Annotated in this window: 23 protein-coding genes and 1 pseudogene; 18 read left to right on the top strand and 6 right to left on the bottom strand. The window is 69.0% G+C overall.

Annotated features, from left to right (window positions below; genetic code table 11):
* Positions 1–31: 31 nt before the first annotated feature.
* The 4 genes from I0D00_RS09805 to I0D00_RS09790 all read right to left on the bottom strand — a co-directional run bounded on the left by I0D00_RS09805 (position 32) and on the right by I0D00_RS09790 (position 5,337).
* The gene (locus I0D00_RS09805) at positions 32–1,849 is read right to left on the bottom strand and encodes a molecular chaperone (RefSeq protein WP_213639534.1); all 1,818 of its coding nucleotides are present in this window, start codon (positions 1,847–1,849) and stop codon (positions 32–34) included.
* Positions 1,850–2,053: 204 nt separating this feature from the next.
* Complete coding sequence (gene asd, locus I0D00_RS09800) at positions 2,054–2,914, bottom strand: archaetidylserine decarboxylase (RefSeq protein ID WP_213639533.1); 861 nt, start codon at positions 2,912–2,914, stop codon at positions 2,054–2,056.
* A 35-nt stretch (positions 2,915–2,949) separates the two neighbouring features.
* Entirely contained in the window at positions 2,950–3,765 is an 816-nt protein-coding gene (locus tag I0D00_RS09795) for a rhodanese-like domain-containing protein (RefSeq protein ID WP_213639532.1), read from the bottom strand.
* A gap of 45 nt (positions 3,766–3,810) precedes the next feature.
* The gene (locus tag I0D00_RS09790) at positions 3,811–5,337 is read right to left on the bottom strand and encodes an HDOD domain-containing protein (protein ID WP_213639531.1); all 1,527 of its coding nucleotides are present in this window, start codon (positions 5,335–5,337) and stop codon (positions 3,811–3,813) included.
* A 117-nt stretch (positions 5,338–5,454) separates the two neighbouring features.
* Here I0D00_RS09790 and motA point away from each other — a divergent pair, with 117 nt between their 5' ends.
* Together motA and motB are read left to right on the top strand one after the other, a co-directional pair.
* A complete protein-coding gene (gene motA / locus I0D00_RS09785) occupies positions 5,455–6,306 on the top strand; it encodes a flagellar motor stator protein MotA (protein ID WP_213639530.1) in 852 nt (283 codons plus the stop codon).
* A 6-nt stretch (positions 6,307–6,312) separates the two neighbouring features.
* A complete protein-coding gene (gene motB, locus I0D00_RS09780; RefSeq protein ID WP_213639529.1) occupies positions 6,313–7,338 on the top strand; it encodes a flagellar motor protein MotB in 1,026 nt (341 codons plus the stop codon).
* Between the two features lie 56 nt (positions 7,339–7,394).
* On the opposite strand, the gene rsgA is transcribed toward motB, so the two are convergent.
* Entirely contained in the window at positions 7,395–8,426 is a 1,032-nt protein-coding gene (gene rsgA, locus I0D00_RS09775) for a small ribosomal subunit biogenesis GTPase RsgA (RefSeq protein ID WP_213639528.1), read from the bottom strand.
* Positions 8,427–8,556: 130 nt separating this feature from the next.
* Here rsgA and I0D00_RS09770 point away from each other — a divergent pair, with 130 nt between their 5' ends.
* Both I0D00_RS09770 and orn read left to right on the top strand, forming a co-directional pair.
* Entirely contained in the window at positions 8,557–9,342 is a 786-nt protein-coding gene (locus I0D00_RS09770) for a class I SAM-dependent methyltransferase (RefSeq protein WP_338050404.1), read from the top strand.
* Between the two features lie 57 nt (positions 9,343–9,399).
* Entirely contained in the window at positions 9,400–9,942 is a 543-nt protein-coding gene (gene orn, locus I0D00_RS09765; RefSeq protein WP_213639526.1) for an oligoribonuclease, read from the top strand.
* On the opposite strand, the gene queG is transcribed toward orn, so the two are convergent.
* Entirely contained in the window at positions 9,939–11,024 is a 1,086-nt protein-coding gene (gene queG / locus I0D00_RS09760) for a tRNA epoxyqueuosine(34) reductase QueG (RefSeq protein ID WP_213639525.1), read from the bottom strand. The genes orn and queG overlap by 4 nt on opposite strands.
* Positions 11,025–11,082: 58 nt before the next feature.
* Here queG and I0D00_RS09755 point away from each other — a divergent pair, with 58 nt between their 5' ends.
* The 14 genes and pseudogenes from I0D00_RS09755 to I0D00_RS21875 all read left to right on the top strand — a co-directional run bounded on the left by I0D00_RS09755 (position 11,083) and on the right by I0D00_RS21875 (position 26,086).
* On the top strand, positions 11,083–12,573 hold the full coding sequence (locus I0D00_RS09755) for an NAD(P)H-hydrate dehydratase (RefSeq protein WP_213639524.1): 1,491 nt from the start codon (positions 11,083–11,085) through the stop codon (positions 12,571–12,573).
* Positions 12,570–13,037 (top strand): tRNA (adenosine(37)-N6)-threonylcarbamoyltransferase complex ATPase subunit type 1 TsaE, encoded by a 468-nt coding sequence (tsaE, locus tag I0D00_RS09750; protein WP_213639523.1) that lies wholly within the window; start codon positions 12,570–12,572, stop codon positions 13,035–13,037. Before I0D00_RS09755 ends, tsaE begins: the two co-directional genes overlap by 4 nt.
* Before the next feature lie 7 nt (positions 13,038–13,044).
* Positions 13,045–14,475 (top strand): N-acetylmuramoyl-L-alanine amidase, encoded by a 1,431-nt coding sequence (locus I0D00_RS09745; RefSeq protein ID WP_420850778.1) that lies wholly within the window; start codon positions 13,045–13,047, stop codon positions 14,473–14,475.
* Positions 14,472–16,349 (top strand): DNA mismatch repair endonuclease MutL, encoded by a 1,878-nt coding sequence (gene mutL, locus I0D00_RS09740; protein WP_213639521.1) that lies wholly within the window; start codon positions 14,472–14,474, stop codon positions 16,347–16,349. Before I0D00_RS09745 ends, mutL begins: the two co-directional genes overlap by 4 nt.
* A 31-nt stretch (positions 16,350–16,380) precedes the next feature.
* Positions 16,381–17,346, top strand: a complete 966-nt coding sequence (miaA, locus tag I0D00_RS09735) for a tRNA (adenosine(37)-N6)-dimethylallyltransferase MiaA (protein ID WP_213639520.1) — start codon at positions 16,381–16,383, stop codon at positions 17,344–17,346.
* Between the two features lie 99 nt (positions 17,347–17,445).
* Positions 17,446–17,706, top strand: coding sequence for an RNA chaperone Hfq (gene hfq / locus I0D00_RS09730; protein WP_213639519.1), 261 nt, complete (start codon positions 17,446–17,448; stop codon positions 17,704–17,706).
* A 13-nt stretch (positions 17,707–17,719) separates the two neighbouring features.
* Positions 17,720–19,021 (top strand): ribosome rescue GTPase HflX, encoded by a 1,302-nt coding sequence (gene hflX, locus I0D00_RS09725; protein WP_213639518.1) that lies wholly within the window; start codon positions 17,720–17,722, stop codon positions 19,019–19,021.
* Positions 19,022–19,118: 97 nt separating this feature from the next.
* Entirely contained in the window at positions 19,119–20,276 is a 1,158-nt protein-coding gene (hflK, locus tag I0D00_RS09720) for an FtsH protease activity modulator HflK (RefSeq protein WP_213639517.1), read from the top strand.
* Positions 20,276–21,145 carry a protease modulator HflC gene (gene hflC / locus I0D00_RS09715; RefSeq protein WP_213639516.1) on the top strand — a complete coding sequence of 290 codons (870 nt, stop codon included), beginning with the start codon at positions 20,276–20,278 and terminating at the stop codon, positions 21,143–21,145. The genes hflK and hflC overlap by 1 nt, the downstream gene beginning before the upstream one ends.
* 106 nt (positions 21,146–21,251) lie before the next feature.
* Positions 21,252–21,437, top strand: a complete 186-nt coding sequence (locus I0D00_RS09710; protein WP_213639515.1) for a DUF2065 domain-containing protein — start codon at positions 21,252–21,254, stop codon at positions 21,435–21,437.
* 37 nt (positions 21,438–21,474) lie between these two features.
* Complete coding sequence (locus I0D00_RS09705; protein ID WP_213639514.1) at positions 21,475–22,662, top strand: ATP phosphoribosyltransferase regulatory subunit; 1,188 nt, start codon at positions 21,475–21,477, stop codon at positions 22,660–22,662.
* Between the two features lie 54 nt (positions 22,663–22,716).
* Positions 22,717–24,012: an adenylosuccinate synthase gene (locus I0D00_RS09700; RefSeq protein WP_213639513.1), complete on the top strand. Its 1,296-nt coding sequence runs from the start codon at positions 22,717–22,719 to the stop codon at positions 24,010–24,012.
* A 373-nt stretch (positions 24,013–24,385) separates the two neighbouring features.
* A pseudogene (locus I0D00_RS21880) lies at positions 24,386–25,228 on the top strand (HAMP domain-containing protein); the annotation flags it as partial.
* Positions 25,202–26,086 (top strand): methyl-accepting chemotaxis protein, encoded by an 885-nt coding sequence (locus tag I0D00_RS21875; protein ID WP_420850807.1) that lies wholly within the window; start codon positions 25,202–25,204, stop codon positions 26,084–26,086. The pseudogene I0D00_RS21880 and the gene I0D00_RS21875, both read left to right, overlap by 27 nt.
* The last annotated feature ends 24 nt before the right edge of the window (positions 26,087–26,110 follow it).

The following is a 26,110-nucleotide window of genomic DNA, read 5'->3' as shown; positions in this document are numbered from 1 at the left end:
AAAAGGCGACAAAAGGTAGTGCTTCGGCAATCTACAGCGACTTCCAGAGCGAGTCAAAGTCTTCCCCCCCGTCTGCGGCGCGGCTTTGCGAGGCTGTGACGGGTTTCCCCCGAGTGTCCCCCGGTTGGTCGAGACCGTGGTATTCGAACTGGCTGAAGCTGCCGCTGCTGGTCTGCCGGCGGCCGAGCACCGCGCGGCGTTCCGTACCGCCGAGGTTGATCAGCACCTTGTTGCCCTCCTGGAAGGGCAGGCGCGGGGTGACCAGGGTCGCCGGTCGCGAGATCGCGGCAATCTCCGGCAGCAGCAGGGCGCGCAGGTAGTGGCTGTGCGGCTCGGCCTTGCGTACCAGTTGCAGGCCGCAGGCTTGCGCATGGGGGGCGATCAGCTCGATGCCCATCTGCGTGCCGCCGCCCCGCACTTGGCGGATCCAGCGCACCACCGCGATGCTCCAGCTCTGCTCCGGGGCGTCCTGGATGCCGAGCAGCTCGCCGGCCTGCAGCTGGCTGGGGACCTCCTTCGGCCAGGACAGGCAGTAGCCGCCCGGGCTGTGGTTGACGATGGGCAGGGCGAAGGTCGGGTAGTTCGCGCTCGCCTCGGCGCTGGAGGCTGGGCCGCCCCGTCCCGCCTGGGCGCCGGGCTTGCTGTACTCGATTTCCTCGAAGGGCAGGTTCTGCTCCCAGTTGCCGCTCTGCTGGGCGTCGAAGGCCTTGGTCCAGACGTCGGGCGCGCCGCTGCCCGGCTTGAATACGGCCGACCTGCCGCTGCTCGGCAACCGCAGCAGCTGGTCGAAGGGTTGGCCGCCGGCGAGGAAGAAGTGCAGGGCGCTCATGCCGATGCACAGGGTCAGGCTGCCCTGTCCCTGGGTGCGTTGAAAGGTGCGTTCGGAGATGTCGCCCCAGGCGGCAGCGAGGTGCTGGAGCATGTCCCGGCTGAAGCCCTCGGGGACCGTCAGGCGGGCCCCGGCGAGTTCCTCGGGGCGCAGCAGCAGGTATTCCTTGAGCGCGTCGACCAGGGGGCTCGGGTCGAGGCCGAGCGTTTGGTGCAGCTCCTGGGACTGGAACAGCGAGGCATAGCGCGGCGGGCCGTCCTGTTGCGGGGCCGCGGCAAACAGGCTGGAGGGGGCGTCGCCCGGTTGCAGGCGCACCAGCGCGCTCCAGGGTTCGAGCGCTTCCGCGAGCCGGGCGATGCTGTTCTGGCGCATCTGGTTGCAACGGGCACAGCCCAGCAGCAGGGCCACCAGGTAGCCCTGTTCGATGCTCAGCCCCCGGGTGTGGCGGGCCAGGGGGTCGCGAATCACCAGCTGCTGCAGGCTGCGTTCCCGGGCAATCTGGTAGAACTGATGGAGCTCCAGCCACAGGCCCTCGGGCACCGGGCAATACAGCTGGCTGGTGCGAATCAGCGCGGCGCACAGGCTGTGGGTCGCACGCTGCAGGGCAAGGGCCAGGTGGGGGGCTAGTTCGCGGCTGCTCAGGGGGGCGAGTTGGGCGACGACCAGCTTGTAGCCGACCGCCAGATGGTTCTGCAGGGCCTGGCAGAGGTTGGCGACCTTGCGCGGGCGCTCGTCGAGGACGATGGCCTGATTGAGGAAGTGCCGCTCCAGGTGCTTGCAGACGAAATAGACCTCGGGGCGCAGCAGCTCCAGCAGCTGCAGGCGGGTGCTCGTGGCGGTCTGCAGCTGGTTCAGCTCGACCAGGGCCTGATAGAGCTGGCGCGCCGTCTCGCCGATGTTGGCCTTGGGCAGGTCGGCGATCCAGCGCTTCAGCTCGCGTGGCTGGGCGTCGCAGAAGGACAGGCTCTGCTTGTTCGGTGTGGGGACGCGGAGTCGCAGGTGAGGACTCTGTTTATCCATCTGAAAGGGAGGCTCCAGCGCCTGAGGTCTAGGCCAGTCGTGCTATTGATGATGCTGCAGACTCTAGCAGCATCCGTAGTGGGGCGCAGCCACGGGCCGCGGCCACTGCCGCAGGCTGTGACGGGGTGCCGGCCGCGCGTGGCGCTCGGCCTGAGGGGCGCGACTGAGACCGGGGCAGGCGAGGCCGCCCCGGCCTGGTGCGGGTCAGGCGTCTCGGCTGACGCCGAGGCGCTGGCCCATCTGCACCTGGCTGTCGGCGCCGAGTTGTTCGGCCCACTGCACCTGGTCCGGGCCGAACAGCACGATGGCGGTGGAGCCCAGCTTGAAGCGGCCGAGCTCGGCGCCCTTGGCCAGGGTGATCGGCGCGCGGGCCGCCTCGTCGTAGCGAAAGCGCTTGAGGGTGCGCTGGGGCGGGGTGACCAGTCCGGCCCAGACCGTCTCGATCGAGGCGACTATCATGGCGCCGACCAGCACCACGGCCATGGGGCCGCGTTCGGTGTCGAACAGGCAGACCACGCGCTCGTTGCGGGCGAACAGTTCGGGCACGTTCTGCGCGGTGGTCTGGTTGACCGAGAACAGCCGTCCCGGCACGTAGACCATCTCCCGCAGCGTGCCGGCCAGGGGCATGTGCACGCGGTGGTAGTCCTTCGGCGACAGGTAGATGGTGGCGAACTCGCCCCCCATGAACGGGCTGGCCCGCTCGGCGTCGCCGCCGAGCAGCTCCACCGCGCTGAAGCTGTGGCCCTTGGCCTGGAACATCCGTCCGTGCTCGATGCGTCCCAGCTGGCTGACCGCGCCGTCGGCCGGGCAGAGCACCGCGCCCGGGCCGTCGTCCAGCGGGCGTACGCCGTCCTTCAGGGCGCGGGTGAAGAAGGCGTTGAAGTGCTCGAAGCTCTCGGCCGGCTCGCGCGCCTCGCTCATGTCGACCTGGTAGCGCTTGATGAACCAGCCGATCAGGCGGTTCTTGAACCAGGGCAGGCGGCACTCGGCGGCGCAGCCGATCAGGCGCGAGAGCAGGTGATGGGGCAGCAGGTACTGGCTGAGGATAAAGAGACGCTGTTTCATCGGTTTTCCTTAAGGGCCGGCCGAGGCGCGGCGATTCAACGTTCGACCGGGGTGTCCGGGTGGTTGCCCCACTCGCCCCAGGAGCCGGCATAGGCCTTGACGCGCGGGTAGCCCAGGGCCTTGGCCACCAGGTAGGTGAGGCCGGAGCGGTGATGGGTCTGGCAGTGGGTGATCACTTCCTTGTCCGCAGTGATGCCGAGAGCGGCGAGCTGCGCCGGAAGGTCGCGGCGCAGGCGCAGGGCGCGGGCCGGGTCCATGCAGGCGGTCCACTCCAGGTTCACCGCCCCCGGAATGTGCCCGGCCTTGGCCGCCAGGGCCTTGTCGCCACGGTACTCGGCCGGGGAGCGGGCATCCCAGATGGCCAGGTCGGCCGCGCCCAGGCGGCTCTGCAGGTACTCGCGGCTGGCGCTGGGGGCATCGCTCAGGCTCAGCGCCGGCGTGCCGCTGGCCGGCGCCGGCTGCTCGCCACTCAACGGGCGTGCCTCGGCCAGCCAGGCCTGCAGGCCGCCGTCGAGGTAGTGGTAGCGGCCATGGCCGATCACATCCAGCAGCCAGATGAAGCGGCCGGCCCAGCCGCCGCCTTCGTCGTCGTAGACCACGTACACCGCGTCCGGGTTGTGGCCCAGTTCGGCGAACAGCCGCTCCAGTTGCGTGCGCTCGGGCAGCAGGCCGGGGGCCGGCGGCCGGCCCAGCTGGGTGCGCTGCGGCTCGACGAAGCGGGCGCCGGGGATGTGCCCGGCGGCATAGCGCGCCGGACTGGTCAGGTCGACCAGGATCAGTTCGGGGGCGGTCAGGCGGCTGGCCAGATCGGCCGGCTCGATAACCAGCGGCAACTCGGCGAAGGCGGGCATGCTGAGCCTCTTAGTCAATGGCAGGGGGCGATTGTAGCGGAAAGCCTAGGGCGCGCGTTTGGCGAAGCTGGCCAAGGCGCGCTCGATGCATTGCGCGGTCTTGCCGAAGGCCTGCAGCCTGGTTTCGCTGAAGGCGCCGCCGCTGCGATCGGCGACCAGCAGCAAGGCGACTCGGCCGTTGCAGGCCAGCGAGCGCAGCAGCAGGTGTTCGCTGGGCATCAGCGCCTTGAGCGCGCCCGGCAGCAGCGCGGAATACTGGGCGATATTGCCTGGGTTCAGGCGCAGTTGGCCGGGGGCCTCGAGCAGGCGGCGCAACACCTGGCTGTGCTGGGCTTCGAGGATCAGGTCGCTGGCCGCGGGCTCGAGGCCGGCGTGCTGCAGGGCGCGCAGGCGGCTGTGGCTGCGGTCGGCCAGCAGCAGTAGCACCCGCTGCATGCCGCAGGCCTGCAGGGCCTGGCGCGCACAGGCGCCGAGCTGTTCGAGGTTGTTGAAGGCGCTGGGCCGGGCGAGCAGCTGGGTACACAGGTGGCGCCACTCGTCGACTTCCCCGGTGTGGGCCGGGGGCGGTAGCGCCGCCGCTGGCGCCGGCGCCTGCAGGTGGCGGGCCTGGGGTGGCCACAACAGCGCCTCGGCCGGGTGCCAGAGGCCGCTGCTGGCGTGCTGGCGTGCGCTCTGGGCGGCGTGCTGGTGGATCTGCTGTTGCACCTCGGCCAGCGGCAGCTGCAGGTAGAGGCCGGTCAGGCGCTGCCAGCGCAGGCTATGGGGGCTGTTCCAGGCGTAGTGGGCCGACAGCGCCAGGCCGTTGGCCAGCACGATGCAGTTGCCGGGCAGGGTCAGCCAGCGGCGCAGCTGGGGCTCGGCATCCAGCAGCTGTTGCTGGTGCAGGGGGTGTTCGTTGTCGCGGGCGATATGCAGCGCCTTGACCAGCAGGCGGCGATCCTGGGTCAGCAGGCGGTACCCTTGGACTATCCAGTCCGGCAGGCGCCAGCTTTCGACCAGGGCCAGGCACAGCTGCAGCAGGGGCACGCCGAGCAGTTCCTGCTCGACGCGTTGCGCCGGCTCGCCGCCGATCAGCACGCGCTGCTCCCAGGCCTCGAACAGCTCGGGCCGGGCGTTCAGCAGCGACCACAGCGGGGCGAGAAACAGCAGGCTGCCCCAATGGATCTCCTGCCAGAGCCGTGCCAGGCGCCCGGCGAACAGGCCGTTGGCCTGCTGGCTGGCATGCAGGCTGATCAGTTGGATCTGTCGCAGCGCCAGCGGGACCTCGCCGGCAGGCAGGGTGGGCTGGCGCTGCAGCAGCTCCTCGGTGCGGCGCAGGCCGAGGCGAGTGATCGCGGCTTCCAGGCTCTCGGCCGGCTCGCTGAGTCCGCCGCTCTTGCGGTTGGCCTCGCGCAGCACGCACAGGGCCAGCGCCGGGCAGCCCTGCATGAGGTCGGCGATCTCGCGCAGCGAGCGGCGGCTGTCGGCCAGGGCGCGGCAGGCCCGCTGGTGGCTGTCGAGCGGCACCGGGAGCGGCTGCCTGTCCAGCTGCTTGAGCCAGGCGTCGATACTGCGGGGAAGGGGCGTCGGCATGGGAGAGCGCTAGGCTGGCTTTTGACCTTAACAGGCTATAGTCTCGCGCAAATCTTCCGATAAATAGAAGGGTTGTTTCGAATAACCCTGACCCTGGCCCCTGCAGCTTTATTCCTTATGGCAAAAATCATTGGCATTTTCGTGGTGTTCGGCAGCGTGCTCGGCGGCTTCATCCTGTCGGGCGGCCAGTTCATGGCGCTGGTGCACCCGTTCGAGGTGATGATCATCGGCGGCGCGGCCCTGGGCGGTTTCCTCCAGGCCAACCCCGGCAGCACCTTCATGCATGTGTTCAAGAAGTCGCTGAGCATGTTCAGCTCGCGCTTCACCCATACCTTCTATCTGGAGGTGCTGAAGCTGCTCTACGAGATCCTCAACAAGAGCCGCCGCGAGGGCATGATGGCCATCGAGGCCGACCTCGAGGACCCGGGCGCCAGCCCGATCTTCAGCAAGTATCCGGCGATCCTCAAGGACGAGCGGATGACCGCCTACATCTGCGACTACCTGCGCATCATGTCCTCCGGCAACATGGCCCCCCACGAGCTGGAGGGCCTGTTCGACATGGAACTGGCCAGCCTGAAGGAAGATCTGGAGCACCCCTCCCATGCCGTGGCGAAGGTCGCCGACGGCCTGCCGGCCATGGGGATCGTCGCGGCGGTGCTGGGCATCGTGATCACCATGTCGATTCTCGCCGAGGCCTCCAACGCGCAGATCGGCGAGAAGGTGGCCACCGCCCTAGTCGGCACCTTCCTCGGCATCCTCGCCTCCTACGGCTTCTTCGGGCCCCTGTCCACGGCCCTGGAGCACGACGCCAAGGAAGAGCTGAACGTGTTCGAATCGATCAAGGCGGCCCTGGTCGCCTCCGCGTCCGGCATGCCGCCGTCGCTGGCGGTGGAGTTCGCCCGCAAGACCCTGTACCCGGCCCATCGGCCGAGCTTCACCGAGCTGGAACAGGCCATGCGCGGAAGCTGACGAATCATGGAGAACAACCAGCCGATCATCGTCAAACGGGTCAAGAAGACCGCCGCCGGCCACCATGGCGGCGCCTGGAAGATCGCCTTCGCCGACTTCGCCACGGCGATGATGGCGTTCTTCCTGGTCATGTGGCTGATGTCCTCGGCCTCGCCGGAGCAGAAGAAGCTGATCTCCGGCTACTTCAAGGACCCCATTGGTTTTTCCGAGAGCGCCAGCCCCTATGTGATCGACCTCGGCGGCTCGCCCACGCCCTCGCCGGAGCGCACCCTCAATCCGGAGGTGCAGGAGCCGATCGATAACGAGCGCAGCGACAACGAGGCGGAGCAGGGCGCGATCGATCCGCAGCAGGCCGAGGCCCTCGCCGAGGAGGTGGAGCGCGAGCGTCTCGAGCTCCTGCTGCAGGAGCTGCAGAACAAGGTCGAGGAGGACCCCCAGCTGCAGCGCTTCAAGGACCAGATCCTGTTCGAGATCACCCAGGACGGCCTGCGCATCCAGATCGTCGATGCGGCCAACCGGCCGATGTTCGACCTCGGCAGCGCGCGCCTGCAACCTTACTTCGAGGACATCCTCCTGGCCCTGGTCGACACCATCGGCGCGGTGCCGAACAAGGTCAGCATCAGCGGCCATACCGATGCCAAGCCTTTCGCCGGGCGGGGCGATTTCGGCAACTGGGAGCTGTCGGCCGATCGCGCCAACGCCGCGCGGCGGGTGCTGGTGGCCGGCGGCTACGACGAGGAGCGGGTGGCGCGGGTGGTCGGCTATGCCTCCTCGGCCCTGTTCGACCGGGCCGAGCCGCTCAACCCGATCAATCGGCGCATCGACATCACCGTGCTGACCAAGAAGGCCCAGCGCGCCATCGAGGGTGAGCAGCAGGGCGGCGAGCCGGCCGCGCCGTCCTCCGTCGAGGGCGCGGAGTCCTCGACCGAGGCCGGATCGCCGGACGAGGCCGCGCTGCCGGCGCAGGAGTTGCGCCAGCGCCTCAACATCTTCGAGGACGGCGTGCTGCAGTTCGACCAGCCCGGCGAATAAGCCGAGGCGCCACCGTCAGGATCCGCAAGGCCGCGTCTGTACGCGGCCTTGGCGTTTCAGTAGTCCGCTTCGGGCAGGCTGGCGAGGATGTGTCGGTAGCTGGCCATGCGCTGCGGGTGGATGCGCCCCTCTTCCAGGGCCCTGAGCAGGGCGCAGCCGGGCTCGCGGTCGTGCTTGCAGTCGCGGAAGCGGCAATGCCCGAGCAGCTCGTGGAACTCGATGAAGCCGGCCTCCACGTCGTCGCGGCTGACGTGCACCAGGCCGAATTCGCGGATGCCCGGGGAGTCGACCAGCTCGCCGCCGCCGGGGAAGTGGAACAGCCGCGCCGTGGTGGTGGTGTGGGTGCCCTTGCCGGTCAGCTCCGACAGCGCACCGACCCGGGTATCGATGCCGGGCAGCAGGCTGTTGACCAGCGACGACTTGCCCACCCCGGACTGGCCGACGAACACGCTGACGTGGCCGTCCAGCTGCTGCCTGAGCTTTTCCATGCCGTCGCCCTGATGGGCCGACACCTCCAGCAGCGGGTAGCCGAGCTGGCGATAGACCGCGAGCAGGGATGCGAGCGCCGGACCGTTCTGCGCGTCGATCAGGTCGGCCTTGTTCAGCAGCAGCAGCGGGCGGATGCCGGCATGCTCGGCGGCCACCAGATAGCGGTCGATCAGGTTGGCGTGGGGCTCGGGCAGCGGCGCGAAGACGATGACGATCAGGTCGACGTTGGCGGCCACCGGCTTGAGCTGGCCGCGGCTGTCCGGACGGCACAGCTCGCTGCTGCGCGGCAGCTGGGCGACGATCACGCCGATACCCTGGTTGCCCGCACGCCACACCACGCGGTCGCCGGTGACCAGGGTCGGCAGGTTGGCGCGCAGGTGGCAGCGGCACACCTGGCCGGCCAGCTCGCCCTCCTGGGCCTCGACCTCGACCTGCACGCCGAAGTGGGCGATGACCAGGCCGATCTGCTCCGGGCCGAGGTCGCCGCCCTCGAGTATCTGCACGGCCTGGGACTCGCGCTTGGCGGCGCGGGCGGCTCGCTCGCCCTGGATCTTGTCGATGCGCCAGCTTTGTCGGCGGTTGAGTTGGCGTTTGGCCATGGAGGTCTCTGGGGTTGAGTCGCGGTGAAATCGGCGGCGAGTTTAGCACGCGGCGGCGCGCCGCTCGCCTGCTGCGGCCGATCCGGGCGGCGGGTACACTGCGCGGCGAGCAATGGCGAGAGGCAGGGGCGTGAGCGAGAGTACCGCATGGCTGAGGCGCCGGCCGGCGCTGGTGGCGCTGGTGGCGCAGCTGGGGGCGACCCTGGTGGTCGGCGTGGCGATCCATCTGGCGGCGCAGTGGGGGGGCTGGCGGCTCAGCTGGTTGGGCGCCGGACTGGTCCAGGGCCTGCTGGCCGCCAGTCTCGGCCAGTGGCTGGGCCTGGCGCGCTGGTGGTGGTGGCTGAACCTGCTGTTCGTCCCGGCGCTGCTGGCCGCCAGTGGCGCGGCGCTGCCGTCCTGGGTGTTTCTCGCCGGTTTCGTGCTGCTGCTGTCGCTCAACTGGAACAGCGCGGGCGAGCGGGTGCCGTTGTACCTGAGCGGTGCGCGCTGCCGCGCGGGCCTGGTCGAGCTGCTCGCCCGGCGCGAGGCCGACTTCCGCTTCGTCGACCTCGGCTGCGGCCCGGCGGGCACCCTGCTGTACCTGGCGCGGCGCTTTCCCGCGGCGCAGTTCGTCGGCGTCGAGACCGCGCCGCTGACCTTCGCCATCGCCTGGTTGCGCTGCCTGGCGCAGGGCAACTGCCGGGTGCGCTACCAGAGCCTGTGGCGCACCGACCTGAGTGCCTTCGAGGTGGTCTACTGCTTTCTCTCTCCGGCGCCCATGGCGGCGTTGTGGGGCAAGGCCCGGATGCAGATGGCCGCGGGGAGCTGGCTGGTCAGCAACAGCTTCGAGGTGCCCGGGGTGCCTGCCGAGCGCATCGTCGAGCTGCACGACTGGCGCCGCTCGCGTCTGCTGCTGTGGCGCATGGGCGGCGAGTGAGGCGCGTGGCCCGGCGATTTATTCGCTAAACTGGCGATCCAAGCCGAGGAGCGCAGCATGCAGAACCCACAGAACCTGATCTGGATCGACCTGGAGATGACCGGTCTGGACCCGGACAAAGACGTCATCATCGAGATGGCCACCATCGTCACCGACAGCGAGCTCAACGTGCTGGCCGAGGGGCCGGTGATCGCGGTGCACCAGAGCGATGCGGCGCTGGCCGGGATGGACGAGTGGAACACCCGCACCCACGGCGAGAGCGGCCTGACCCAGCGCGTGCGCGCGAGCAGGGTCGGCCCGGCCGAGGCCGAGGCGCAGACCCTGGCTTTCCTCGAGCAGTGGGTGCCCAAGGGCACCTCGCCGATCTGCGGCAACAGCATCGCCCAGGACCGGCGCTTCCTCTACCGCTACATGCCGGACCTGGAAGCCTACTTCCACTACCGTTACCTGGACGTCACCACCCTGAAGATCCTCGCCGACCGCTGGGCGCCGCAGCTCAAGGAGGGCTTCCAGAAGAAGGGCTCGCATCAGGCGCTGGATGACATCCGCGAGTCGATCGCCGAGCTCAAGTACTACCGCGAGCACTTCCTCAAGGTCTAGGCACCGTTCACCGGGGCGCCACGCGCGGCATGCCGGGCCAGCGCCCATTCCACATGCTCGCGCACCAGTGGCGATGGATGGTCCCGGCGCGCCTGCAGCGCCTCGAGCACCGGAATGCTCGAGGGGGCGTTGCCCAGGCCGACCGCCAGGTTGCGCAGCCAGCGCTCGTAGCCGGCGCGGCGCAGCGGCGAACCCTCGGTGCGGCTGAGGAATTCCTCCTCGCTCCAGCGGAACAGCTCGGCCAGCTCGGCATTGTCCAGACCGTGGCGCGGCTGGAAGTCGCCCTGCTCGCTGGGGCGGGCGAAGCGGTTCCAGGGGCAGACCATCTGGCAGTCGTCGCAGCCGAACACCCGGTTGCCGATCGGCGCACGCAACTCCTCGGGGATCGGCCCCTTCAGCTCGATGGTCAGGTAGGAAATGCAGCGCCGCGCATCCAGCTGGTAGGGGCTGACGAAGGCCTGGGTCGGGCAGATCTCCAGGCAGGCGCTGCAGCGCCCGCAGTGCTCGCTGGCGTGGGGCGCATCGACGGGCAGGGGAATGTCGACGAACAGCTCGCCGAGGAAGAAGTAGCTGCCGGCCTTGCGGTTGAGCACCAGGGTGTTCTTGCCGATCCAGCCGAGCCCGGCCTGCTCGGCGATGGCCTTCTCCAGCACCGGTGCGCTGTCGACGAAGGCGCGGTAGCCGAACGGGCCGATCACCTGCTGGATGCGCTCGGCCAGCTGCTGCAGGCGCTTGCGGATCAGCTTGTGGTAGTCGCGGCCCAGGGCGTAGCGCGACACATAGGCCTTCTCCGGCTGGCCCAGGCGCTCGGCCATGCGGGTGTCGCCGGGCAGGTAGTCCATGCGCAGCGACACCACCCGCAGAGTGCCGGGCACCAGCTGCTCGGGGTGCGAGCGTTTGCTGCCGTGGGCGGCCATGTAGTCCATCTCGCCTTGGTAGCCGGCGGCCAGCCAGCGTTGCAGGTGTAGCTCGTGCTCGCCCAGATCCAGCCCGGCGATGCCGACCTGCTGGAAGCCCAGCTCGCGGCCCCAGTCCTTGATCGACTGGGCGAGGGTGGCGAGATCGGCGCTGGACAGGGACATGCGGAGGAGAAACCGGAGTGGAGGTGGGTATAATTCTGCCAGACATCGGAGTCGACGCATGCCGCAATCGCCAGACAATCTTCCCCTCGCCCTCTATAGCGCCGCCCAGGTGCGCCAGCTCGATGCCCGGCTGATCGCCGCCGGTACTCCCGGCTTCGAGCTGATGAGCCGCGCCGCCCATGCCATCTGGCGCGCCCTGCGCCAGCGCTGGCCGGATGCGGGGGCGATCACCGTGCTGGCCGGGCGTGGCAATAACGCCGGCGACGGCTACCTGGTGGCGGCTCTGGCCTTGCGCGCCGGCTGGCGCGTGCGGGTGCTGGCGGTCGGCGACCCGGCCCGGCTGCAGGGCGACGCGGCGCGGGCGCGCGACGAGGCGCATGACGCCGGGGTGCCGGTGCAGGCCTGGAGCGAGTGCGCGCCGCTGGAGGGGGTGGTGCTCGATGCGCTGCTCGGCACCGGCCTGAACGGGATGGTGCGCGAACCCTATGCCCAGGCGATTCGCCAGCTCAATGCCAGTGGCATGCCGGTGCTGGCGGTGGATATTCCCAGCGGGCTGTGCGCCGACCGCGGCCAGGTGCTCGGGGTGGTGGTGCGTGCGCAGCTGACGGTGACCCTGGTCGGCCTGAAGATCGGCCTGTTCACCGGAGTGGCGGCGGACTGGGTCGGCGAACTGCGGTTCGACGACCTGCAGGCCGAGCCGCAGCTGGTCGCCAGCCAGGACTCTGTCGCCCGCCGCCTGGCGCCGGGCAGCCTGCCGCGTCTGCCGGCGCGGCCGCGCACGGTGCACAAGGGCCAGCTCGGCCATGTGCTGGTGGTCGGCGGCGAGCGCGGCTTCGCCGGTGCGGCCCTGCTGGCGGCGCAGAGCGCCCTGCGCGGCGGCGCCGGCCTGGTGTCCCTGGCCAGCCGTGGCGAGCACCTGGCGGCGGCGCAGGCGCGCCTGCCCGAGGTGATGAGCACGGCGGTGGCCTCGGCCAACCAGCTGCTGGCGCTCGGCGCGGCGGCCAGTGTCTGGGTGGTGGGGCCGGGGCTGGGGCAGGGCGCCTGGGGTCGCAGCCTGCTGTCGGTGGCGGCGATCATGCGGGTGCCCCAGGTGTGGGACGCCGACGCCCTCAATCTGCTGGCCGCGGGGGCGGTCAGGCTGCCGCTCGGTTGCGTGATCACCCCGCACCCCGGCGAGGCGGCGCGCCTGCTCGGCGTCGGCGCGGCCGAGGTGCAGGCCGACCGCCCGGCCGCCGCCCTGGAGCTGGCGCGACGCTACCAGGCGGTGTGCGTGCTGAAGGGCGCCGGTACCCTGGTCGCCGATCCGGGCGGCAGCCTGCTGCTGTGCGATCGCGGCCACCCGGCGATGGCCTGCGCCGGCCTGGGCGACGTGCTGGCCGGGCTGATCGGGGCCCTGCTGGGCCAGGGGCTGGCGCCGCTGGACGCCGCCGGCCTGGCGGTATGGTTGCATGGGCGGGCCGGCGAAGTGCTGGCCGGCAAGGGGTGTGGGTTGGCGGCGAGCGATTTGTGCGCCGCCATTCGTCAGTTGATGCAGGAGCAGTGCGCTTGACCGAAATAGAACGCTACGCCGCCGACGAAGCGGCCATGTATGCCCTGGGGGCGGCCATCGCCCAGGCCAGCAAGGGGCAGGGGGTGATCTACCTGCACGGCGACCTGGGCGCCGGCAAGACCACCCTGGCGCGCGGCATCATCCGCGGCCTGGGCCATGTCGGCGCGGTGAAGAGCCCGACCTTCACCCTGGTCGAGCCCTATGAACTCGACGGCGCACGGGCCTACCACTTCGACCTGTATCGCCTGGTCGACCCCGAGGAACTGGAGTTTCTCGGCATTCGCGATTACTTCGCCGGCGACGCCCTGTGCCTGGTGGAGTGGCCGCAGCGCGGCGCCGGCATTTTGCCAAAGGCCGACCTGGACATTACCATTACCCCGCAAGCGGCCGGCCGTTCGCTGCGCCTGCAGGCGCACAGCGTGCGCGGCGAAACCTGGTGCGCCGCCCTGGCCATCGGAGCATGAACGAAAAATGGGGTTGGCTATGCGCGTAGGTGCGCGTTTCATCGCGGTTGGGGTGGTGTTGGCGGCGTTCGCCGCCGAGGTGCTGGCCGCTTCGGATGTGCGCAGCGTGCGGCTGTGGCGGGCGCCGGATAACACCCGGCTGGTGTTCGATCTGTCCGGGCCGGTGCAGCACGGCGTGTTCACCCTCAGCGCGCCGAATCGCATCGTCATCGATATCAGTGGCGCCAAGCTCGCCACCCAGTTCGATCAGTTGGCCCTGAGCAATACGCCGATCACCGGCGTGCGTTCGGCCCAGCGCAGCGCCGAAGAGCTGCGCGTGGTGATCGACCTGGCGACGCCGGTCACGCCGAAGAGCTTCACCCTGGCGCCGAACCAGCAGTATGGCCATCGCCTGGTCGTCGACCTGTTCGACCAGGAGGCGGATGCCGCGCCTGCCCTGCCGTCCACGGCGGCCGCCAGCGCGCCGCCGGTACCGGTCACGCCGACCCAGGTGCCGCCCAAGCTGACCCCGGTGCCCGGCGGCAAGCGCGATATCGTCATCGCCATCGACGCCGGCCACGGCGGCGAAGACCCGGGCGCCCTGTCGCCGGTCAAGGGCCAGTTCGAAAAGCACGTGACCCTGGCCATCGCCAAGGAGCTGCAGCGGCAGATCAACGCCGAGAAGGGCTTTCGCGGCGAACTGGTGCGCACCGGCGACTATTTCATCCCGCTACGCAAACGCACCGAGATCGCCCGCAAGAAGGGCGCCGACCTGTTCGTCTCGATTCACGCCGATGCCGCGCCGCGCGCCGCCGCCTTCGGTGCCTCGGTCTATGCCCTGTCGGATCGCGGCGCAACGTCGGAGACCGCGCGCTGGCTGGCGGACGCGGAAAACCAGTCGGACCTGATCGGCGGTGCCGGCAATGTCAGCCTCGACGACAAGGACCGCATGCTCGCCGGGGTGCTGCTGGACCTGTCGATGACCGCCTCGCTGTCCTCCAGCCTGAACGTCGGGCAGAAGGTGTTGAGCAACATGGGGCAGATCACCCCGCTGCACAAGCGGCGGGTCGAACAGGCCGGCTTCATGGTGCTGAAGTCGCCGGATATCCCGTCGATCCTGGTGGAGACCGGCTTCATCTCCAACCCCAACGAGGCCCGCAAGCTGGCCAGCGCCAGCCATCAGCAGGCGCTGTCGCGCTCGATCCTCAGCGGCGTGCGGCAGTTCTTCCAGCAGAATCCGCCGCCCGGCACCTACCTGGCCTGGCTGCGCGACAACGGCAAGATCGCCCAGGGCCCGCGCGAGCATGTGGTCAGCGCCGGCGAGAGCCTGGCGTTGATCGCCCTGCGCTATCAGGTCAGCCTGGCGAGCCTGCGCAGCACCAATGCCCTGCGCTCGGACGTCATCAAGGTCGGTCAGACCCTGCAGATTCCCGTCACCGCCCTGGCGGCCCAGCCATGAGTGGCGCGGCGCGTATCCAGCTGCTCAGCCCGCGGCTGGCCAACCAGATCGCCGCCGGCGAGGTGGTGGAGCGGCCGGCCTCGGTGATCAAGGAGTTGCTGGAGAACAGCCTGGACTCCGGCGCCAGGCGCATCGAGGTGGATGTCGAGCAGGGCGGCATCAAGCTGTTGCGGGTGCGCGACGATGGCGGCGGCATTCCCCCGGACGACCTGCCGCTGGCCCTGGCGCGTCATGCCACCAGCAAGATCCGCGAGCTGGAGGACCTCGAGCAGGTCATGAGCCTGGGGTTTCGCGGCGAGGCCCTGGCCTCGATCAGCTCGGTCGCCCGCCTGACCCTGACCTCGCGCACCGCCGACGCCGAGCAGGCCTGGCAGGTGGAGACCGAAGGCCGCGACATGCAGCCGCGGGTGCAGCCGGCGGCGCATCCGGTGGGCACCTCGGTGGAGGTGCGCGACCTGTTCTTCAACACCCCGGCGCGGCGCAAGTTCCTGCGCGCCGAGAAGACCGAGTTCGACCACCTGCAGGAGGTGATCAAGCGTCTGGCCCTGGCGCGTTTCGATGTGGCCTTCCACCTGCGCCACAACGGCAAGGTGGTGCAGGCGCTGCACGAGGCGGGCGACGAGGCCGGTCGGGCACGGCGGGTTGCCGCGGTCTGCGGCCCGGCCTTCCTCGAGCAGGCCCTGCCGATCGAGATCGAGCGCAACGGCCTGCACCTGTGGGGCTGGGTCGGCCTGCCGACCTTCTCGCGCAGCCAGGCCGACCTGCAGTACTTCTACGTCAACGGGCGGATGATCCGCGACAAGCTGGTGGCCCATGCGGTGCGCCAGGCCTATCGCGACGTGCTGTTCAATGGCCGCCATCCGACCTTCGTGCTGTTCCTGGAGATCGACCCGGCGGTGGTCGACGTCAACGTGCACCCGACCAAGCACGAGGTGCGTTTCCGCGACAGCCGCATGGTCCACGACTTCCTCTACGGCACCCTGCACCGGGCCCTGGGCGAGGTCCGCCCCGAGGATCAGCTGGCGGCCCCGGCGGCGGTCGGTGCGATGGTGCGCCCGAGCGGCCAGGCGGCCGGTGAGTTCGGCCCCCAGGGCGAGATCGGCCTGGCCGCCAGCCTGCTGGAACGACCGACGGGCGAGTCCGTCTGGCAGTCGCCCGGCGCCGGCTATCAGGCACCACGACCCCAGCCCGCGTTGCCGGCGGCCGAGGCCCGCGGCGCCTACCGCGAGTACTTCGCGCCGCTGGCGCCGGGCGCGACTCCGGCGGCCCTGCCCGAGGCGCAGGGCGAGGTGCCGCCGCTCGGCTACGCCATCGCCCAGCTCAAGGGTGTGTACATCCTCGCCGAGAACGTCCAGGGCCTGGTGCTGGTCGACATGCATGCGGCCCACGAGCGCATCACCTACGAGCGGCTCAAGGTGGCCATGGCCAGCGAGGGACTGCGCAGCCAGCCGTTGCTGGTGCCCGAGTCGCTGGCCGTCAGCCAGCGCGAGGCGGACTGCGCCGAGGAGCACGCCGCCTGGTTCCAGCGCCTGGGCTTCGAATTGCAGCGCCTTGGCCCGGAAAGCCTGGCGATCCGGCAGATCCCGGCGCTGCTCAAGCAGGCCGAGGCCACCCAGCTGGTCCGCGACGTGCTGGCCGACCTGCTCGAGTACGGCAGCAGCGATCGTATCCAGGCTCATCTCAACGAACTGCTCGGCACCATGGCCTGCCATGGCGCGGTGCGCGCCAATCGTCGCCTGAGCCTGCCGGAGATGAATGCGCTGCTGCGCGACATGGAGCACACCGAGCGCAGCGGCCAGTGCAACCACGGGCGGCCGACCTGGACGCAGCTGGGCATGGATGACCTGGACAAGCTGTTCCTGCGTGGCCGCTGATGGGCCGCCGCACACTGAAGAAGGTCTGAGCATGTCCGAGCGCCTGCCGCCGGCGATATTCCTGATGGGGCCGACGGCCGCCGGCAAGACCGATCTGGCCCTGGAGCTGGCGCGGGTGTTGCCGTGCGAGCTGATCAGCGTCGACTCGGCGCTGATCTACCGCGGCATGGACATCGGCACCGCCAAGCCGGACACGGCCGTGCTGGCCGAGTTTCCCCACCGCCTGATCGACATCCGCGACCCGGCCGAGAGCTACTCGGCGGCCGAGTTCCGCACCGACGCCCTGGCGGCGATGGCGCAGATCACCGCGCGCGGTCGCATCCCCCTGCTGGTCGGCGGCACCATGATGTATTACAAGGCGTTGCTGGAGGGGCTGGCCGATATGCCGGGCGCCGACCCGCAGCTGCGCGCCGAGCTGGAGGCGCGCGGCCGGGCCGAGGGCTGGGCCGCGCTGCACCGCGAGCTGCAGGCCGTGGATCCGCAGTCGGCGGCACGCATCCATCCCAACGACCCGCAGCGGCTGGTCCGGGCGCTGGAGGTCTACCGCCTCAGCGGCCTGACGATGACGGCGCACCGTGAGCGCCAGGTCGCGGAAAATCCCGGTCCGGCGGCGAAGCGATTCCCCTATACTGTCGCCAGCCTGGCCATCGCCCCGGCGCAGCGGCAGGTGCTGCACGCGCGCATCGCGCAACGATTTCAATGGATGTTGGAACAGGGCTTCATCGGTGAGGTCGAAGGCCTGCGTCGCAGAGGTGACTTGCACGCGGGGCTGCCGTCTATACGCTCAGTCGGTTATCGCCAGGTGTGGGATTATCTGGACGGCAGCCTGGACGAGGCGCAGATGCGCGAGCGTGGCATCGTCGCCACGCGCCAGCTGGCCAAGCGACAGTTCACCTGGCTGCGCAGCTGGCCTGATGTGCACTGGCTCGACAGCCTGGACCGCGACAATCTGCCGCGAGCCTTGAAATACCTGGCGACGGTCTCCATATTGGCCTAAGACCTTGCCGTGAGCCGTCTATCCTTGGGGGTAAGACGGCTTAAAGCCGTTTGTTGGTTTATTAAAATTATTGTTTTTGACCTTAAAGGAGTGCGGCACATGTCAAAAGGGCATTCGCTACAAGACCCTTACCTCAATACCCTGCGGAAGGAGCGCGTCCCGGTTTCCATCTACCTGGTCAACGGCATCAAGCTGCAGGGGCAGATCGAGTCCTTCGACCAGTTCGTGATTCTGCTGAAGAACACCGTGAGCCAGATGGTCTACAAGCACGCCATTTCCACCGTGGTGCCGAGCCGCCCGGTGCGTCTGCCGAGTGCGTCCGAATCCGAGCAGGCTGAGGCCGAGCCCGGTAACGCCTGATTAGGGGGCTGCATTGTTCTTCGAGCGCCATGAAGGTGGTGAACGGGCCATACTGGTTCATCTGGAAGGCCAAGACTCCGAGGCGCGCGAAGACCCGCAAGAGTTTCAGGAGCTGGCCCTCTCGGCCGGCGCCGATGCGGTGGCCTTCCTCAGCGTGCCGAGCGGTCGGCTGACCGCCAAGTACCTGATCGGCAGCGGCAAGGTCGAGGAGTTGCGCGACCTGGTCAAGGCTGCCGAAGCCGATCTGGTGATCTTCAATCACGTCCTCACGCCCAGCCAGGAGCGCAACCTCGAGCGCGTCTTCGAGTGTCGCGTGCTCGACCGTACCGGGCTGATCCTCGATATCTTCGCCCAGCGCGCGCGCACTCACGAGGGCAAGCTGCAGGTCGAACTGGCGCAGCTGGACCACATGAGTACGCGGCTGGTGCGCGGCTGGACCCACCTGGAGCGGCAGAAGGGCGGTATCGGTCTGCGTGGTCCGGGGGAAACCCAGCTGGAGACCGACCGGCGCCTGCTGCGGGTACGCATCCGCCAGATCAAGCAGAAGCTGGAGAAGGTGCGCAGCCAGCGCGAGCAGGCGCGTCGTGGGCGTCGGCGGGCGGACATTCCGTCGGTTTCCCTGGTCGGCTATACCAACGCCGGTAAGTCGACCCTGTTCAATGCGCTGACCTCCTCCGAGGTCTACGCCGCCGACCAGCTGTTCGCCACTCTCGATCCGACCCTGCGCCGTCTGGAACTGGACGACCTGGGGCCGATCGTGCTGGCCGACACCGTGGGTTTCATCCGCCATCTGCCGCACAAGCTGGTCGAGGCCTTTCGGGCAACCCTGGAGGAGTCGAGCAACTCCGACCTGCTGTTGCATGTCATCGATGCCCATGAGCCCGAGCGCATGGCGCAGATCGAGCAGGTGCTGGCCGTGCTGGGCGAGATCGGCGCCCAGGAACTGCCTATGCTGGAGGTGTATAACAAGCTGGACCTGCTCGAGGGCGTGGAGCCGCAGATCCAGCGCGACGCCGATGGTCGGCCGCAGCGGGTGTGGCTGTCCGCGCGCGACGGGCGCGGCCTGCCGTTGCTCGAGCAGGCGATCGCCGAGCTGCTGGGCGATGACCTGTTCGTCGGTACCCTGTGCCTGCCTCAGCGACTGGGGCGCCTGCGTGCGCAGCTCTTCGCGCTGGGCGCGGTGCAGAGCGAGGAGCATGCCGAGGATGGCAGCAGTCTGCTGGCGGTGCGCCTGCCCCGTGTCGAGTTGAATCGGCTGGTCAGTCGCGAGGGTTTGCAGCCGCTGGAGTTTCTCGAGCAACACACTTTGCAATAAAGCCTGCGGCAGTGGTTTTGCCGCGGGTGGCGGGCATTCGGTAGCATTGGCGGGCGCGCCGCGGGCGCGCCTTGGCTTTATCAGTATGGAGAGCGCTATGGCTTGGAATGAGCCGGGTGGCAACTCGAACAATCAGGACCCTTGGGGTGGGCGCCGTGGCGGCGACCGCAAGGGGCCGCCAGATCTCGACGAAGCCTTCCGCAAGTTGCAGGAGAGCCTCAATGGCTTGTTCGGCAGCGGTAAGAAACGTGGTGGCAGTGACGGCGCCGGTAAGAGCGGCGGCTTCGGCCTGCTGTTCGTCGGCCTCGGCCTGCTGGCGGTGGTCTGGCTGTACAGCGCGATCTACGTGGTCGACGAGCAGGAGCAGGCGGTGGTGCTGCGCTTCGGCAAGTACTACGAGACGGTCGGGCCGGGTCTGAACATCTATTTCCCGCCGATCGATCGCAGATTCCAGGAGAACGTCACCCGTGAGCGTGCCTACAGCAAGCAGGGGCAGATGCTCACCGAGGACGAGAACATCATCGAAGTGCCGCTGACCGTGCAGTACAAGATCGGCAATCTGCAGGACTTCGTGCTCAACGTCGACCAGCCGGAGATCAGTCTGCAGCACGCGACCGACAGCGCCGTGCGCCACGTGGTCGGCTCCACCGAGATGGACCAGGTGCTGACCGAGGGGCGTGAGCTGTTGGCCAGCGAGGTCAAGGATCGCCTGCAGCGCTTCCTCGACACCTACCGTACCGGCATCCTGGTGACCCAGGTCAACGTGCAGAGCGCCGCGGCGCCGCGCGAGGTGCAGGAAGCCTTCGACGACGTGATCCGGGCTCGCGAGGATGAGCAGCGCGAGAAGAACCTGGCCGAGACCTACGCCAATGGCGTGGTGCCCGAGGCGCGTGGTCAGGCCCAGCGCATGATCGAGGATGCCAGCGGTTATCGCGACGAAGTCGTCTCCCGCGCCCAGGGTGAGGCCGATCGCTTCAGCAAGCTGGTGGCCGAGTACCGCAAGGCTCCGGAGGTCACGCGCGAGCGTCTGTATCTGGACACCATGCAGGAACTGATGGGCAATACCAGCAAGGTCCTGGTCACCGGCGAGAAGGGGCAGAACAACCTGCTTTACCTGCCGCTGGACAAGATGATCGACGGTCGCAGCAGTTCTGCGCCGAGCGCCATCTCCGGCGCCGCTGCCGGTGATCTGGGGGCGCGCATGAGCAGTAGTGGTCAGCGCCAGCCTGAGCTGCGTACTAGGGAGAGCCGTTGATGAGCAATAAATCACTGATCGCCCTGATCGTCGGCGTGGTATTGGCGATCGTCGCCTGGAACAGCTTCTATATCGTCGCGCAGACCGAGCGGGCGGTGCTGTTGCAGTTCGGCCGCATCGTCGAGCCGGACGTGCAGCCGGGTCTGCATGTGAAGATTCCGTACGTCAACCAGGTGCGCAAGTTCGACGGTCGCCTGCTGACGCTCGACTCGAGCAGCTCGCGCTTCCTGACCCTGGAGAAGAAGGCGCTGATGGTCGATGCCTTCGCCAAGTGGCGGGTGCTCGACGCCGAGGCCTACTACACCGCCACCTCGGGCATCAAGCAGATCGCCGACGAGCGCCTGGCGCGGCGTCTGGAGGCTTCGCTGCGCGACCAGTTCGGTAAGCGCACGCTGCACGAGTCGGTGTCGGGCGAGCGCGACGCGCTGATGGCCGACGTGACCGCCTCGCTGAACCGCGCCGCGCAGAGCGAGCTGGGCATCGAGGTGGTGGACGTGCGGGTCAAGGCCATCGACCTGCCGAAGGAGGTCAACCGCAGCGTGTTCGACCGCATGAGTTCGGAGCGCGAGCGCGAGGCTCGCGAACACCGCGCCAAGGGCAAGGAGCTGGCCGAGGGCATTCGCGCCGACGCCGATCGTCAGCGCCGGGTGCTGCTGGCCGAAGCCTACCGCCAGGCCGAAGAGCTGCGCGGTGAGGGGGATGCCCAGGCGGCCGCCATCTATGCCCAGGCCTACGGTCAGGATCAGGAGTTCTACTCCTTCTACCGCAGTCTGCGGGCCTACCGCGAAAGCTTCGCGGACAAGCGCGATGTGCTGGTGCTGGACCCGAAGAGCGATTTCTTCCGTTACCTGGAGAAGTCCAAGCCCTGAGGCAAGCCCCGACGGCCGCCAGGCGGTCGTCGGGGTGACCATCGCGGAAAACGTGGTATGATGCGGCAGCCGGGAAAATCCCGGCTTTTTTGCGTCTGTGGGAATCATGTGGCAGGAACTGGGCGTCGCGATTTGTCTGTTGCTGGTGCTGGAAGGCATCCTGCCCTTCCTCTATCCGCGCCAATGGCGCGGAGCGGTCGCGCAGCTGATACGGCTGTCGGATCGACGACTGCGTCTTATGGGGCTGGCCAGCATGCTGCTGGGAACGGCTCTCCTTTATCTGCTTCACTGATGGCTTGTGCCGCCCGGATCGAGAGGGGAAAGGCGAAATGGCAACGGTAGACCGCTGGCTTCTGCCAGATGGCATCGAGGAAGTGCTGCCGCCGGAAGCGGCGCGCATCGAAGTGGCGCGGCGCCAGGTGCTGGACCTGTTCCAGCGCTGGGGCTATGAATTCGTGGTGACGCCGCATATCGAATACCTGGAGTCGCTGCTCACCGGCGCCGGCCAGGACCTGGATCTGCGTACCTTCAAGGTCGTCGACCCGCTGTCGGGACGACAGATGGGCTTTCGCGCGGACATCACCCCGCAGGTGGCGCGCATCGACGCCCACACCCTGCGCCGCGAGGGGCCGAGCCGCCTGTGCTATGCCGGCAGCGTGCTGCATGCCCAGCCACGGGCGCTGACCACCTCGCGCAGCCCGATCCAGTTGGGCGCCGAGCTGTATGGCGACGCCAGCCCGGCCAGCGATGTCGAGGTCATCAGCCTGCTGGTCGACATGCTCGACCTGGCGGCGGTGCCGGATGTGCACATGGACCTCGGGCATGTCGGCATCTACCGCGGCCTGGCGCGTGCCGCCGGCCTGTCCGGCGAGGTCGAGCAGCAGCTGTTCGATGCGCTGCAGCGCAAGGCCATGGATGAAATCGCCGCCCTCACCGAATCGCTGCCGGCGTCGCTGGGCAAGATGCTGCGTGCCCTGGCCGAGCTCTGTGGCGGTCGCGAGGTGCTGGACCTGGCTCAGGCCTGTCTGGTCGAGGCGCCGGACGAGGTGCACGCCGCGCTGGACGAGCTGCTGGCCATCGCCGATGCATTGAGCCTGCGCTTCCCCGAGCTGCCGCTGTACTTCGACCTGGGCGAGTTGCGCGGCTATCACTATCACACCGGCGTGGTGTTCGCCGCGTTCGTGCCGGGGGTCGGTCAGTCGATCGCCCAGGGCGGGCGCTATGACGACATCGGCGCCGACTTCGGGCGGGCGCGTCCGGCGACGGGCTTCTCCACCGACCTGAAGACCCTGGTCAGCCTGGGGCGGATGCAGCTCGGCGAACAGCCGGCCGGCATCTGGGCGCCGGACAACCATGATGTGTTCCTGTGGCAGGCGGTACAGCGCCTGCGCGGCGAGGGTGCGCGGGTGGTGCAGGCGCTACCCGGGCAGGAATTGACCGATGCGCATGAGGCCGGCTGCGATCGCCAGCTGCTGCTGCGCGATGGCCGTTGGCAGGTGGCGCCGCTGGCGCCCTGAATCCTTTCCGCCGGCTGCGGCCGGCATCAAGCTTGCGCGAAGAGGACAAGTGTTATGGGTAAGAATGTCGTAGTCCTGGGCACCCAGTGGGGCGATGAAGGCAAGGGCAAGATCGTCGACCTGCTGACCGAGCAGGCCGCCGCCGTGGTGCGTTATCAGGGCGGCCACAATGCCGGCCATACCCTGGTGATCGATGGCGAGAAGACCGTGTTGCACCTCATTCCTTCGGGCATCCTGCGCGAAGGCGTCGAGTGCCTGATCGGCAACGGCGTGGTGGTCGCCCCCGATGCGCTGCTGCGCGAAATCACCAAGCTGGAAGACAAGGGCGTACCGGTGCGTCAGCGTCTGCGCATCAGCCCGGCCTGCCCGCTGATCCTCTCCTACCACGTGGCCCTCGACCAGGCCCGCGAGAAGGCCCGTGGCGACGCCAAGATCGGCACCACCGGCCGTGGCATCGGCCCGGCCTACGAAGACAAGGTGGCGCGCCGCGGCCTGCGCATCGGCGACCTGTTCCATCGCGAGCGCTTCGCCGCCAAGCTCGGCGAGCTGCTGGACTACCACAACTTCGTCCTGCAGAACTTCTACAAGGAGCCGGCCATCGACTTCCAGAAGACCCTGGACGAGTGCATGGAGTACGCCGAGCTGCTCAAGCCGATGATGGCCGACGTCACCGCAGTGCTGCACGAGCTGCGTCGCGCGGACAAGGACATCATGTTCGAGGGCGCCCAGGGCTCGCTGCTGGACATCGACCACGGCACCTACCCCTACGTGACCAGCTCCAACACCACCGCCGGCGGCATCGCCACCGGCTCCGGTTTCGGCCCGCTGTACCTGGACTACATCCTCGGTATCACCAAGGCCTACACCACGCGCGTCGGCTCGGGGCCGTTCCCCACCGAGCTGTTCGACGACGTCGGCGCCTTCCTCGCCAAGCGCGGTCACGAGTTCGGTGCCACCACCGGCCGCGCCCGCCGTTGCGGCTGGTTCGATGCGGTGATCCTGCGTCGCGCCATCGAGATCAACAGCATCTCCGGCCTGTGCCTGACCAAGCTGGACGTGCTCGACGGTCTGGAGACCATCCGCATCTGTACCGGCTACAAGGATGCCGAGGGGCAGGTGCTGGTCGACGCGCCCACCGATGCCGACAGCTACCTGGGTCTGCAGCCGGTGTACGAGGAGATGCCGGGCTGGAGCGAGTCCACCCTGGGCGCCAAGAGCCTGGACGAGCTGCCGGCCAATGCCCGTGCCTACATCAAGCGCGTCGAGGAGCTGGTCGGTGCGCCGATCGACATCATCTCCACCGGCCCGGACCGCAACGAGACCATCGTGCTGCGTCATCCGTTCGCCTAATCGCCTGCGTGCCGTTGCAAAGGGTCGCCTCGTGCGGCCCTTTGTCGTTTCTGCGCTCGGTGGGCGCGCGACCCGCCTGGGCTAAACATTTTCCGAGAGCCGCCGTTATAGCCTGTACGGTTTTAGAGGAGTCCTGCCCGTGTCCGCCATCATTCTGTTGTTGCGCAGTCGCCTGCTGCGTCCGGTGTTTCTGGCCCTGGGGGCGGCCTTGCTGGTGCAGGTGCTGGTTGCGGTGGCGCTTACGCGGACGACGGTCACGGCGCTGGTGGATGACCTGGGGCAGCGGCTTGGCGCGGATACCCGGCGCCTCTCGAGCGACCTCGAGGCGGCCGGCCGCGAGGTGCAGGGCGGTCTGGAGGGGCTCTCCGCGCGCATGCAGGGCAGCCTGACCGACGGCCTGAAGCAGCGCCTGAGCGCCGAGCAGGCGCAGTTGCGCGAGGTCCTGGGGCGCAACCTGCGCCAGTCGGCCGACGATCAGGCGCAGTTGCTCGCCGCCGTCGCGCCCAAGGCGATCTGGGACGACGACGTGCCGGCACTGACCGAGCTGGTGCGCATGGCCCATCGCAATCCGGGGGTGTTGTTCGCCGTGTACCTGGATGCCGAAGGGGCGCGCCTGACCCGGCACGTCAACCGTCAGGACCCGCGGGTCAAGGCGCTGATCGAGCGTGGCGAGGGGCGCGGCGCCCTGGACAAGCTGCTCAATGCCGCGGCAGGCGATGCGGGGGTGCATGTCAGCGAGGCCGCGATCAGCCCCATGGGGGCGGAGATCGGCCGGGTGCTGCTGGGCGTCTCCACCGCCGAGGTGGAGCAGGAGCTGGCGGCCCTGGATCGGCGTTTCGTCGCGCTGATCGGCAGCAGCGGTCAGCTGGTGTCCGACGGCCTGAGTCGCGCCGCGGCCGACAGCGGCTCGGCCCTGGCGGCGCGCCTGGGCAGTGCGCAGCAGGCGGCGGAGAACATGGCCCGGAACAGCCGCCAGGCCATCGAGGCTGCCGCCGCCGAGTTGCGCTGGAGTATCGGCCTGGGCCTGGTGCTGATCGGTCTGGGGATTCTCCTGGTTCTGGCGCTGGTGCTCGGTCGTCGGGTGCTTCGCCGGCTGCACACGCTGATCGTTGCGCTGGAGGATTGGGCGGCCGGCGAGGGCGACCTGACTCGGCGGGTCGAGCTGAACAGTCGCGACGAGATCGGCGACATGGCGGCGGCGGTCAATCGCTTCGTCGCCAAGCTGCAGCCGATCGTCCGCGAGGCGGGCGAGGTGGCGGTGCGCACCGGGCAGGAGATCGCCAGTCTGAGTGCGCGCAGTGCCGCGACGGAGGCGGCGGCCGGGCGGCAGCGGGATGAGGTGGCCGGCAGCCTGCAGGCGTTGGCGCAGATGGCCGGCGAGGCTCAGGCGGAGAGTCAGGCCATGCAGGAGGCCCTGCAGCGGGTGGCGGCGATTCGCCAGGCGGCCGATGACAACGCGGCGATCGCCGCGCGCGTCGGCGGCGCCATCGAGGAGCTGGTGGGGCGGGTGGGGGACGGTGCGGCGGTGATCGAGCGCCTGGCGCGGCAGAGCGAGCAGATCGAGGTAGTGTTGACGGTGATCCATGGCATCGCCGAGCAGACCAATCTGCTGGCGCTGAACGCGGCGATCGAGGCGGCTCGTGCCGGAGAGAGCGGTCGCGGTTTCGCCGTGGTGGCCGACGAGGTGCGCGCCCTGGCGAGCAAGACCCAGCAGTCGACCGGCGATATCCAGGCCCATATCACGGCCCTGCAGGAGGGTGCGCGCGAGGCGGTCGGGGTGATCGGCCAGGCCGGCCAGCAGGCCGATCAGGGGCTGCTGGCCCTGCGCGAGAGCGCCCGGGTGCAGCAGGCGGTGCAGGCGGCGGTGGAGGAAGTGCATGGCGCCATCAATGCGGCGACGCAGGCGGCGGCCCATCAGGCCGCGGGCGCCGATGCGGTGCGCGGTCGGGTCGAGGTGATTCATGCCGAGGCGCAGCGGGCGGCCGAGGCGGTGGCGGCCACCGCGCAGAGCGGCAGGGTGCTGGATGGTCTGGCGACGCAGCTCAAGGCCAGCCTGGGGCAGTTCCGCGTCTAGGGCGCGGCGGCACCACTGTGGTGG

Origin of the sequence: Pseudomonas lalucatii, from assembly GCF_018398425.1 — a bacterium.
Taxonomy (GTDB): domain Bacteria; phylum Pseudomonadota; class Gammaproteobacteria; order Pseudomonadales; family Pseudomonadaceae; genus Aquipseudomonas; species Aquipseudomonas lalucatii.
Note: the sequence above shows the minus strand (reverse complement) of the source record. Positions and strands in the feature narration are given on the sequence as shown.